The organism is Achromobacter sp. (genome assembly GCF_057314935.1).
In genome coordinates this window covers 71,758-82,593 of the sequence record NZ_DBHKZA010000019.1, presented here as the reverse complement: position 1 = coordinate 82,593, position 10,836 = coordinate 71,758, and the positions used below count along the sequence as shown (strand labels likewise).

13 protein-coding genes are annotated in these 10,836 nt (G+C 65.7%); 4 read left to right on the top strand and 9 right to left on the bottom strand.

What is annotated here, in order from left to right; all coding sequences use genetic code 11:
• Positions 1-155 precede the first annotated feature (155 nt).
• The 3 genes from ACO6D5_RS09750 to ACO6D5_RS09740 form a co-directional block, all read right to left on the bottom strand.
• Entirely contained in the window at positions 156-1,067 is a 912-nt protein-coding gene (locus ACO6D5_RS09750; protein ID WP_315844601.1) for a hypothetical protein, read from the bottom strand.
• Positions 1,068-1,265: 198 nt separating this feature from the next.
• Positions 1,266-1,457 carry a hypothetical protein gene (locus ACO6D5_RS09745; protein ID WP_315844600.1) on the bottom strand — a complete coding sequence of 64 codons (192 nt, stop codon included), beginning with the start codon at positions 1,455-1,457 and terminating at the stop codon, positions 1,266-1,268.
• Positions 1,458-1,590: 133 nt separating this feature from the next.
• The gene (locus ACO6D5_RS09740; RefSeq protein WP_315844599.1) at positions 1,591-1,788 is read right to left on the bottom strand and encodes a hypothetical protein; all 198 of its coding nucleotides are present in this window, start codon (positions 1,786-1,788) and stop codon (positions 1,591-1,593) included.
• Positions 1,789-2,102: 314 nt separating this feature from the next.
• Here ACO6D5_RS09740 and ACO6D5_RS09735 point away from each other — a divergent pair, with 314 nt between their 5' ends.
• Positions 2,103-2,294, top strand: coding sequence for a hypothetical protein (locus tag ACO6D5_RS09735; RefSeq protein WP_006224951.1), 192 nt, complete (start codon positions 2,103-2,105; stop codon positions 2,292-2,294).
• 28 nt (positions 2,295-2,322) lie between these two features.
• Here the strand turns inward: ACO6D5_RS09735 and yddG are convergent, their stop codons facing one another.
• Positions 2,323-3,231 carry an aromatic amino acid DMT transporter YddG gene (gene yddG / locus ACO6D5_RS09730; RefSeq protein WP_485825244.1) on the bottom strand — a complete coding sequence of 303 codons (909 nt, stop codon included), beginning with the start codon at positions 3,229-3,231 and terminating at the stop codon, positions 2,323-2,325.
• 174 nt (positions 3,232-3,405) lie between these two features.
• On the opposite strand from yddG, the gene ACO6D5_RS09725 reads away from it, so the two are divergent.
• Positions 3,406-3,654 carry a 6-phosphofructokinase gene (locus tag ACO6D5_RS09725; protein WP_315844597.1) on the top strand — a complete coding sequence of 83 codons (249 nt, stop codon included), beginning with the start codon at positions 3,406-3,408 and terminating at the stop codon, positions 3,652-3,654.
• A 17-nt stretch (positions 3,655-3,671) separates the two neighbouring features.
• Here the strand turns inward: ACO6D5_RS09725 and ACO6D5_RS09720 are convergent, their stop codons facing one another.
• Complete coding sequence (locus ACO6D5_RS09720) at positions 3,672-5,246, bottom strand: diguanylate cyclase (protein WP_485825243.1); 1,575 nt, start codon at positions 5,244-5,246, stop codon at positions 3,672-3,674.
• 187 nt (positions 5,247-5,433) lie between these two features.
• Between ACO6D5_RS09720 and ACO6D5_RS09715 the strand changes: the two genes are divergently transcribed.
• Positions 5,434-7,281 carry a DUF4153 domain-containing protein gene (locus ACO6D5_RS09715; RefSeq protein WP_485825242.1) on the top strand — a complete coding sequence of 616 codons (1,848 nt, stop codon included), beginning with the start codon at positions 5,434-5,436 and terminating at the stop codon, positions 7,279-7,281.
• 1 nt (position 7,282) lies between these two features.
• Here the strand turns inward: ACO6D5_RS09715 and ACO6D5_RS09710 are convergent, their stop codons facing one another.
• The 4 genes from ACO6D5_RS09710 to ACO6D5_RS09695 form a co-directional block, all read right to left on the bottom strand.
• Positions 7,283-7,504 carry a hypothetical protein gene (locus tag ACO6D5_RS09710; RefSeq protein ID WP_006224956.1) on the bottom strand — a complete coding sequence of 74 codons (222 nt, stop codon included), beginning with the start codon at positions 7,502-7,504 and terminating at the stop codon, positions 7,283-7,285.
• Positions 7,505-7,633: 129 nt separating this feature from the next.
• A complete protein-coding gene (locus ACO6D5_RS09705) occupies positions 7,634-8,725 on the bottom strand; it encodes an AI-2E family transporter (RefSeq protein WP_315844594.1) in 1,092 nt (363 codons plus the stop codon).
• 67 nt (positions 8,726-8,792) lie between these two features.
• Positions 8,793-9,497, bottom strand: a complete 705-nt coding sequence (locus tag ACO6D5_RS09700; protein WP_485825241.1) for a DUF3053 family protein — start codon at positions 9,495-9,497, stop codon at positions 8,793-8,795.
• A 191-nt stretch (positions 9,498-9,688) separates the two neighbouring features.
• Positions 9,689-10,195: a GNAT family N-acetyltransferase gene (locus ACO6D5_RS09695; protein WP_485825240.1), complete on the bottom strand. Its 507-nt coding sequence runs from the start codon at positions 10,193-10,195 to the stop codon at positions 9,689-9,691.
• 111 nt (positions 10,196-10,306) lie between these two features.
• Between ACO6D5_RS09695 and ACO6D5_RS09690 the strand changes: the two genes are divergently transcribed.
• Positions 10,307-10,666, top strand: coding sequence for a hypothetical protein (locus tag ACO6D5_RS09690; RefSeq protein ID WP_315844591.1), 360 nt, complete (start codon positions 10,307-10,309; stop codon positions 10,664-10,666).
• Positions 10,667-10,836: the final 170 nt, after the last annotated feature.

Here is a 10,836-nt window from a genome sequence, read left to right as displayed (position 1 = left end):
GGAATCATAATCCGCAGGTCCCCTGTTCGAATCAGGGATGCGCCACCAGAATTCAAAAAGGCCCTCACTTCGGTGAGGGCCTTTTGCTTTGCGGCGACGGCGATCGGTTCACACTCGCCGATCGCCATCGGCCACTGCAAACCGCAGTGCAGGCATTACGCGCGACGCAGCGTGTCCCGGCGCTTGCCGCCCCAGGTTGCAGCCAGGCTTGCCACAAAGGCGCCGATCAACATCGAGGCAAAGCCCCACAGCGCAAATGCGGCTGCGGCCTTGCGCGCCTTGTCGGCGGCTTCCTTGGCCTTCTGCTTGGCGTCTTCCGCCGCCTTCTTGGCGTTGGCAATCGCCTGTTCGACACGGCGCTGCGCCACGGCGGGTTCCACGCCCGTTTGCGCAGCCACCACCTTCACCACATAGTCACGATCTTCGGGTGCGATGTCGCCACGCGCCAGGCTCATTGCCACGATACGGCCCACTTCAGCCCTCGCGGTATTGCGGTCGCCGCCCGCATCGGGGCGGTCAGAACGCAGCAGCGTGTCCGTGAAGTAGTCGGTGGCACGGTCCATGCCGCCACCGCTTGCGCCGGCCGCGGCCGTTGCCGTGACTGCTGCGCCCGCCCCAGCCGCTACCGTCGCACCCGTCTTCGCGGCGCCGGAGGCCACGGTGGCGATCGCCGAACCCAGCAGCGCGGCACTGACCACCGCACTCAGCGCCCACACCAGGAAGCCGTGCGCCGTGTCGCGGAAATAGACCTCATCCGAATGCACATCCACCCATTTCGTGCGCAGGCGCCCGGCCACATAGCCGCCGATGCCGTATGCGACGATCTGCGTGAAAAGCATCCACGCAATGATGCTGATGCCGACCGCGGGAGCAGACATGCCCTCATCGGCCCACGGCGACACGGACAGGAAGCCCAGGCCAGTGCCGCCGGCGAACAGCGCCAGCGACAGCGCAGCGGCGATCACCGCGCCCGCGATCACCGCGGCCCAGGACACCGCCGAGACGGCCGATTCGTGCGGAGGCACGACGCCGCCGTAGGGCTGGCTCAATGAAGATGCGTTTTCCATGGTGATTCCTTGTTGATTGTTTTGTCGCGGCGCAAGCGGGCCCTGATCGGGCCGGCTCCAGCGCGGGAAACGGATTGCACGTCAGTGCCAGAAAAGCGCCAGCAGGATGATGATGGGAATAGGCACGCCTATCAGCCACAGCAAGATGGAACGCATAACGGACTCCTCATGGTTGTCATTGCATTGCGACACCGGCGCTCAGGCCAGGTCAATTGCGCCCGGCAGGCGCGGGTCGGGGGCGGGGGGCGTGGGATCGTGAGCCGGCGGATCGTCCGGCGGCTGATTCGGATCCGGTAGCGGATCGTCGGGCGGCAGGTTGCCGGGTAGCGCGGGATCGTCCGGCGACAGGTCGTCAGGCAGGCCGGGTTCTCGGTGCGGGGATGGGGTCATGGTGTTTCTCCTCCGGCGTCAAACACGCCGCCCGCCTTACAGCAATTAGCGTTCCCGAAACAGCCAGACGGTTGCGCAGTACGCAAAAAAGCCCTCTTTCGAGGGCTTTTCGGTGGCGTCCCGCCAAATGGCGTCAGGCCTTGGCCTTGTCGTCCTTTTGCACATCCAGGCCATTTATGCCATCACTGCCCAGAAATGCCATCACGGCTGCCTTGCCGGCGGCGGAGGCTTCGTCCTGGCTTGCATAGCGCCTTTCCGAATAATTGGTGCTGTGCACATTACCGGATTCGGGATCGAGCAAGGTGATGATCCACGCGAACTCGCCGGGCATCAATTGCCTGACCTGTAGCGTGGCACGCGTGCCGGGGCGCAATCTGTGCGGCATCTGGCAGCCTTTTCAGTAATGGGATGCCCCCATCGTAGCGCAAAGCCGTCCGCCCGCAACACGGTGTTGAACGCCGTTCGAAATGTTGCAAGAGCACATGAATCCATGCTGCACACCGCGAGGCAAAAACGCCACAACGGACGGTTGCCGCCAGGAAAACCCTAGGGTCCACACTGCAAATACAGGCGCACAATCAGCACAAACATATAGACCGCACAAGCGGCGCCGCATCCCTTTAATCAGGCGAGGACGGAGACAACATGACTTACGTAGCAGTGGTTATCAGCTGTTTTATGGTTATGGGTATCGTCGCGTTGGTGATTCAAACGATTCAAAGCGCAGGGCCCGAGCCCTGGCTGAAGATTTCGGCGGCGATTGTCAGTTCAACCTTCGCTTCGCTCCTGTTGATCCCGCTGGGCTACGCCGTGGCCCAGACCATGCTGATCGACTGACTGCCTCGCTCGCGGCAACCCGCCAGGGCTATCCGCCCCGGGCGGGCTTGCCACGCGTCGCCGCCCAGCACAACAACGAACCGGCGGTGACCATCGCCACGCCCTGCCAGAATGGCGGCGTGAGGCGGGTCGAGAGCCATACGGCTGCGAAGAAGGTGGAGAGCACGGGTGTGAAGTAGGACGCCGTGGCCAGCAAGGTCAGGTTGCCTTTGAGTATTCCCACGTTCCACAGCGCGTAACCGGCTGCCATCGCACCACCGGTCACGCACAGTTCAAGCGTGGCGGATCCGGTGAATGCCAGCGCCGGCTCGGCGCTGAAGCAATACTTGATCCACAACGCCGCCGCAGTCAGCATGAAGAACAGCGCGACGCCATTCTTGCCGTCGGCGAACCGCGTTGTCACGTTGCAATAAACGGCCCAGATAATGGCGCCACTGAATGCCAATCCATAACTGAGGGGGTTGCTCGATACGTTGGCCAAGGTGCGTTCCCACGACAGTCCGCCCGATCCGCCCACAACCCAGACGATGCCGCATACCGACAGCGCAATCCCCGGCACTACCCATGCGTTGGCACGCTGGCCGTTGATCACCATCGCCAGCACCACCGTCAGGCACGGCCAGAGATAGTTGACGATACCAAGCTCGATGGCCTGTCCGCGGTCAAGCGCGAACCCCAGGGACAGCGACAGGCAGATCTCGTAAGCGACGAACAGCAGGCTGCCGACGATGAGATAACGCCGGGGAAAACTGCGCAACTTCGGAAAGCCCAGCAAACCCACGAGGAAAACCGAACCCACCGTGTAGATGAGCGCGGCGCCGCCGATGGCGCCGAAGCTTTCGCTGACGCTGCGAATAAGGCCGACGACCGTGCCCCACAGCACGATCGCCAGCAAACCTAAGAAGGTGGCCGAATTCCGGCCGAGGGAAATTTGCATTACCGTTCCGCTTGCTCATTGCTGCGCGCCGCGTTGCCTGCGTGCCAGGCGCGGCGTCAGCCGAGCAGTGTAACGAATACCCGGCGTTGAAGTCGTGACCTGCCGGCATGGGCGAACCCGTGCCCATAAGCGCTATACCCACTGAAACAATGAAGAAGAGGGAGAAGCATCCGCATGGCCATTTCCATACGCAGATTGAGCGATGTGCTCGCCAGCACGGAGTCGGGCAGGCTTTATCGGATAGAGGTTTTCTTGCAAGCGGATGATCCGGGGACCGTCGACCCGCCGCCGCCAGCCACGCGCTATATCCTCAGGACATCGGAAGGCGAACGCGTCATCGCCTTGGGCGACAAGCGGTACCGCCTGAAATCGGGTGAGGTGTTGACCGCCCTGGCGCCGCAACAGGCGCCTCCCCCCAGCTAGCGGGCACGCACCCGGCGTCACAGATCCGACGCAACCCGCCGCTTGCCCTGCCCCTTGGCCTTGTACAGCGCCACATCGGCACGCTCCAGCAGTTGCAGCATCGTGATGCCGGAATGGGGATAGACGGCGATGCCCACACTGGCTGACACCGCCACGCGGACACCCGGATACGGCAGCGACAGTCCCTCGACCAGCGCCTCGGCGACGATCTGGGCGTTTTCCTGGCCGACGCCCATCAGCAGGACGGCGAATTCGTCGCCGCCCAGGCGGGCCGCCACGTCGGACACCCGGATCGCGCGCGCCATGCGGTCCGCGGCTTCCTTCAGGACCGTATCGCCGGCGGCGTGGCCATGCAGGTCGTTCACGGCCTTGAAACCGTCCAGGTCGATCGCCAGGATGGCGAAGGATTCGCCGCTGCGCTGCGCCACCGCCAATTCACGCAGGATCAGTTCACCGAACAGCACCCGGTTGCACAGGCCCGTCAGCGGGTCGTAGTGCGCCAGATGCTGGGCGTGCGCCAACATGCGCGAGGCCTGCAACAGCGCGGTGCCGACCTCCTGGGCCTCTTTCACATGAGTGGCCGGCAACTCGACGGTGCGGCCTTCGCCCAACGCCAGCGCCGGGCCGACCAGCCCCTGCACCGCCGAGGTCAGGCGGCTGGCCAGGCGCAAAGCCAACCACAGCCCCAGGCCGAACGCAAACAAGGTGCCTAGCGCCAGCCAAGCGATGGAGCGGTACAGATCCGTGGTCAACAGGGTCATGGGCGCGCCGGCCGCGACGGTCCAGCCCGAAAGCGCCGACCGGCTGAACGCGGTGTAGACCGGCGTGCCTTCTTTGGTGGTGGTCTCAAGCGCACCCTCGCTTTCCTGCTGCACCGCCTGTGCCAAGGTGGGAACCGCTTTCTGTCCGACGAACCGCGCGGCGTCGCGGGTACGGGCGACGATGGTCCCGGAGCTGTCCAGCACCGCCGCCACCCACCCGTCCGGTAGCGCCCGGCGGCCCAATGCGTTACCGATGCGGCTGGGCGACAGGCCCACATTCAGGCTGTAGACGACCGCATCGCCGCGCACCACCGGCACACCCAGCGCGATCGTCGGCTGCCGGCTCACGCCGCCCGTGAACAAATGACTGAGCACGGGCGCGCGCGTCTCGAACACCCGGTTCAAGTCCTGCGGCGCGCCGCTCATGGGCAACGGGGTGCCATACGGCACCAGCGTGCTGATGATCTGCCGGCCTTCGCGGTCGGTCAGGACGTAGCTGTCCACGATTTGGAACCGTACCGATTCCCGAGCGCGCTGATGGAAACTTGCCAGGTCGCCGCCGATCAGGTCGGGCGACGTTGCCAGCATCTGCACGCCCGCTTCGACACCGGTCAGCTCGCGGTCGAGAATGGCGGTCAGGTTGCGGGCCAGAAAGATGGTGTCGCGGAATATCCGCTCTTTCTGGATGACATAGCTTTCATACACGGCCACCGACGCCACCACCAGAGCCGGCGAAATACAGGTGAAAACGAGTGCCAGCAAACCGGCCCGCATGGAATACCGGTGCAGCGGACGAGCCTTCGCGCCCGCCAGGCTCTCGCCATCAGCCATCGCCTATCCCCCTTGGTCTCATGCGCCTCCCGATATGTCCTCCGGGACGGTGTTACGCCTGATCGCGCCCCGCTCCGCGTCCCCAATTTACTCCGAAATTTTCGGCCAGGCGACGACTTCCTGACGGACGGATACGGTTGGTCATCCCCATTGGCGACAGGTTGATACTATCGCCGCCATGACCAATATGTCCCCTGAATCATCCACCTCCGGCGCACTCGACGCGTCAGATAAGACCGTGCTGACCTACGGCGCCATCGCCGCCCTGTCCGGCCTGATCCTCCACCAGCTCATGGCGCTGCGGGCCTGGCCCTGGGGCCACCCGTTTGCCCTGGCTTTTCTGCTGCAATGGATAGCGCTCGCGCCGCTGGCAGGCGCATTGCTGGCCGGGATGCGCAGCGGCCGGCGTTGGCTTGCGGCGCTGGCGGCATACGGGTTGATCCTGCCCGCCGTGACGGCCTGCGGCCTGACGTCCGCGAACGGCGCGCTGCCCTACGAACTGGGCGGATGGCCGCCGGGCAATGCCTTGGCGCTGGCGCTGTTGCTGACCGGCGCCGCAGGCTTCATCCTGCTGCCGTTGATCCAGGCCCTGGATGCCGGCAAGCCCCAATGGAACTACCCCGCCGTCTTCCGCGCCGCCTGGCGCCTGACGGTTCATCTGACGCTCGCCGCCTGCCTGGCCGCAGCGGTATGCCTGCTGCTGACCGCCGCGGGCGCCATGTTCACGATGATCGGCATCCGGGCTGTCCGCGCCATCGTCGACGACGCGTACTTCCGGCTCGCGGCCTGGCCGATGATCCTGGCCGCCTGCCTGGTGGGCGTGCGCCGCCGCCCGTCGCTGACGGATACGCTGCAGCGCTCCTGGCTGACGCTGAACGCGTGGCTCCTGCCGCTGGTCACCGCCGTCGGGCTGGCGTTCACGCTGGCGCTGGCCGCCCGGATGGCGCTGGGCCTTGCGGCCGTGCAGCTGTCGGCCGGCGCGCTGATCGCCTTCTCGCTTGCCTGGATCAAGCTGATCAATGCCGCCTGGCAGGACAGCCCCGAGGCCGCCCCCTTTGGACCGCGGCTGCGGGCGCTGCTGCGCGCGTCGATGGTGTGCCTGCCGCCGCTGGCCGCGGTGGCCTTTTACGGCGCCGTCGTCCGCGTGGAGCAATACGGCTGGACCGTCCTGCGCGTGTGGGGCATCGCAGGCAGCGGGATGCTGATCCTGTACGGCGCAGGCTACGCCTGGGCAGCACTACGACCCACGCGTTACTACGCCGTGCTGGCTGCCACCAACCTGATTGCGGCCTTCGCCACGCTGGGGCTGCTGCTGGCCATCAACACACCAGTCGCCAGTCCCGAACGCCTGACGGCGGAAAGCCAGCTGCGGCGGATGATCGACGGACGCCTGGATCCGGAGCGGTTCAGCTTTCACGCGATGGGCAAGGACTACGGCCATTGGGGCCGCGATGCCTTGCAGCAGTTGGCAGACGGCGTAGCGAATGCGCGGGACCCGCGGATTGCCCTGGCGGCCGCAGAGGCCCTGAAAGGCAGCTACTACAGCTGGGACGACGTGCAACGGCTCAACGGCCAGCCATCAGCGGCCGATCCGGCGCCGACGGCCGTGCCGGCGTTCGCCACCACGCCGGCAGGCCGCGCGATACCCGACGCATGGTGGAACGCGCTGCGCGCCGACTCCCCCGGCCGGGCAAAGCTGTGCTCCCCCCCGGCCACGCAGAACAAGGCGTTGACGCCGCCTTGCCGGTTGATCTTCGCCGACCTGACAGGCGACGGCGTGGACGAGATCATCCTGTACATCCCGCCACGCGACGAAGAGCCCGGCAGCGGCGAACAGTTGATCGCCTATGTTTCGGATGCGACGCACGCCTGGCACCAATTGGGCTGGCTCCGGGCGGAGAGCTTTGAACAGCCCCTGGATGGCGCGACCGGCGTGGACGATATCGGCCAGGCGCTGGAACAGGGGCTGGTGCGCACCCGACCACGGCCGGAACGCGACCTGATGATCGGCGACAACCTGCTGCGGCTGCGCTGAGCTACTGCTCTTCCAGGTCGGGGGTGCCCGTGAACTGGCTTTTCAGCAAGGTCAACGCCCCCTTCTCCGCCAACGCCTCGTTGGGATAGACGTGCTTGGTGTCTTCAAGCACCGGGAATCCGAAGATGCGGACGCGGGTGTGAAAGCCTTCGGGGGTTTCAGCGAACTCGATATCGAAATTGCGCTCTTCGATCCAGCCCGATCGATGCAGTTTCCATTCCATATGCAACACGCTCCTGAGTGGCGACGTCGACACGAAAGGCCGGCCGGAAAGGCCGACGCTGCTACACCATACACCCGGCGCGTCGCGCGCGGATGACTTGTCGCCACCCGCACGCGCCGACCACGCGCCTCACTCTGCGGGCGGCGGCGTCGTTTCCGCTTTGCCCAGCAATTCTTCCGAGGCGGGCGAGAACAGGTCCCAGCAGGCCATGAACAGCGCGGCGATCAAGGGGCCGATCACGAAACCGTTCAAGCCGAACAGGGCCATGCCGCCCAGGGTGGAGATCAGCACCACATAGTCCGGCATCTTGGTGTCCTTGCCCACCAGGATCGGACGCAGCACGTTGTCCACCATGCCGATGACCAGCACCCCGAACGCGATCAGCACCGCGCCCTTGACCACGGCGCCCGTCAACAGGAAGTAGATGGCGACCGGCGCCCAGATCAGGCCGGCGCCGATCGCGGGCAACAGCGACAGGAAGCCCATGATCACGCCCCACAACAGCGCGCCCTGGATCGACAGGATCGAAAAGATGATCCCGCCCAGCGCGCCCTGCGCCGCGGCCACCGCGATGTTGCCCTTGACGGTGGCGCGCACGACGGTGGTGAACTTGCGGAACAGGTGCTGCTTGTGCGCGTCGCTCAGCGGCATCGCGCGCTTTAAGCGCGCCGTCAGTTGCGGACCGTCGCGCAACAAAAAGAACAGCAGGTACAGCATGATGCCGAAGCTGATCACGAACTGGAACGTGTCCTGGCCGATGTTCAGCGCCTGGGTCGCCAGGAACTGGCTGGCCTGCATCGCGCCTGCGCTGAGCTTTTGCTGCAGGCTGGGGATGTCGGCCAGATCGAAACGCGCCAGCAGGTCATGCACCGACGGCGGCAACGCGGCCATCGCCTGCTGGAAATAAGCGCCGAAATTCAGTTCGCCCGACTTGATGCTTTGGTACAGGTTCGCGCCTTCGCTCACCAGCGAACCGCTGATCGCGACCAACGGCAGGATGACCAGCAGCAGGACAAGCAGCAAGGTGATCAACGCGCCAAGGTTGCGCCGCCCGCCGATACGCGCGACCAGCCGGCGCTGCAAGGGCGCAAAGATGATGGCAAGGATGGCGCCCCAGAAAACGGCGCCGTAGAAAGGCCACAGTAGCCAGCCGAACGCGATGGTGACCACCACGAGCAGGAGCAGAAAGGTTCTGTAGTGCAAGCTGGATGATTGGCTCATATTCCGTTCCAGGCACGGCGAACGCCGCGAGACCCGCATTGTACAAAGCGTCCACCTTGTGGCGGGTTCAGGCCCCCAGCGCCACGGCAAGCAAAACGGTTTCGCGCGCTTGCGCCAAGCCGTCGGACTGCGCGTTCAGCCCCTGCAGGCGCAGGTTCAGTTCCTGCTGGAGCGACAGCGTCGCCACGCGGGCCTGACCGTCCACCAACTGGATGTCCGCCCCATGATCCGCCACGAAATCCGCCACGCCCACGGCGTCGCGCGCAACCGAGTCCATCCGGGTGGCGGCCTGCATCAGATCCGCGGCGGGGCCGGTCACGGCTTCGTCATACGCGCCGCCATAGACGGGCGCGAGATCGGGCGGCAGCGTCATCGCGGCGCGCGCGCGATCGGCCTTGGCGCGGGCATCCTGCAGCTTGCCCGCGCTGTCTGCCAGGGTCTTGCGGGCAGCCTCGAAGCCGGCCTTGCGCTCGACGATGTCCCCGACCGACCGGATCGTCTCCACCGCCAACACCTCGCGCAACGGGGCGGCGGCCTCGGCCATCGCCTTCTGGAAATCGGTAATGACCTCATACGCGTCGGCGTAGCCGCCTATTGCGTCCTTCTCGGCTTTGCTCAATGCGCCGATAGGCAACAACGCGTCGCTGCTCACCCGTGCCTGCAGCAACTGGATGAACGCGACCCGCTCCTGGGGCTCTTTATTGACGCAGGCCGTCATGAACAGCATCGAAGCCATCGCCAGGCCCGTCAGGCAGGCTCGCCATGGTGACATGCGTGTCCTCCTTGCATGGGGGATTGGGGTTGCGGGGATTGAAACGCCGGGGCCGCAGCCGCCACGACGGCGACGGCTGGCGTCCGTGGGCAGATTATCCCGAAGCGCCCTTCGGCAGCCATCGGCGGGCGGATTTTGTTGCGATCGAAGCGAGTTGACACAGGACGCGCCGCGCGGCGAGCTGCCCGCCATCATGCGTTCAGCGGGTAGGTCATCGCGCACCGCCGCGCGGCGTCGAAGCCGGCGTCCGATTCCGCTTGCAATCGGGCCTGCAAAAGCGGCGCGAGCGGCGCAGGCAGTTCAGTAAAGCCCTGGCGCCGGTAGAACGGCGCATTCCAGGGCAACTCCCGGTCCGTGGTCAGCACCACCGCGCCGTAGACGCCTGCGGCCCGCGCGTGCGCCAACACCGCCTGCAAGAGCGCCCGGCCCAGGCCATGACCCTGCCAAGGCAGCGCCACCGACATCTCCGCCAGGAACAGGTCGCCGCCCATCGGCCGCGCCAGCGCGAAGCCGCGCACCTGGTCATCGGGCTGGGCGACCCACAGCAGGCCCGCGGCCTCGGCCGCAGCCAATTCGCTCGCGGGCAGCGGTTCGCCATCGGCAGCCCAGGCCAGGGCGGTGCCGCGAAAGCGCTCGGCAGCGGAGCGCTCGATATCGGCCAGGCAGGCCAGGTCGGAAGGTCGGGCGGATCGGATCATGAGGGATGGAAGTATGCACCATGCCGGGGCATCGCCTCGATGCCCCGATCCCTTAAAATGCCCGATCCGGCCGCGCTATCGGCCGCCCGCAACACTGGCTCTGCTTCAACGATGACCCAAAACGCTACTTCCGCCTCCTGGGGGTTCACCCAGCCCGATTGCCGCGGCGCAGCCGCCCTGCTCTTCTTCATGGACGATCTGGCGCGCGTCGTGAACCAGTACCTGGGACATGGCCAATTGTCGGACGAAGCCCTGGCGGATGCCCAAAAAGCGGTCGACGCATTGCTTTCCCGCTACGTCGAGATCGAGGCGGCCCCTGAAGCGTTCAACGACGAACGCATCGGCCTGGCGTTGGAAACCGAACGCCAGCCGGACGGCACGATGGGCGCGCAGGTGGCGCTGCGGATGTCCCCGCGCCTGGAAGGCCTGATCATCGAGGCCCAGCGCCAAGCTCGCCCCGCGGCGCACTGATGCCCCCGGGGGCCATGCGCCCCCTTTCAAAAAAGACTTGCAAAACCCATCGACCTGCGATAATATCGATGGTTGAGGTCTTTCTGTGGACGCCAAAAAGCGTCAAACAGGCAGAGTACGGAAAGGCAGTGTACGGAAACTGCGGCCCGGGAAGCAGTACCCCAAAGCAG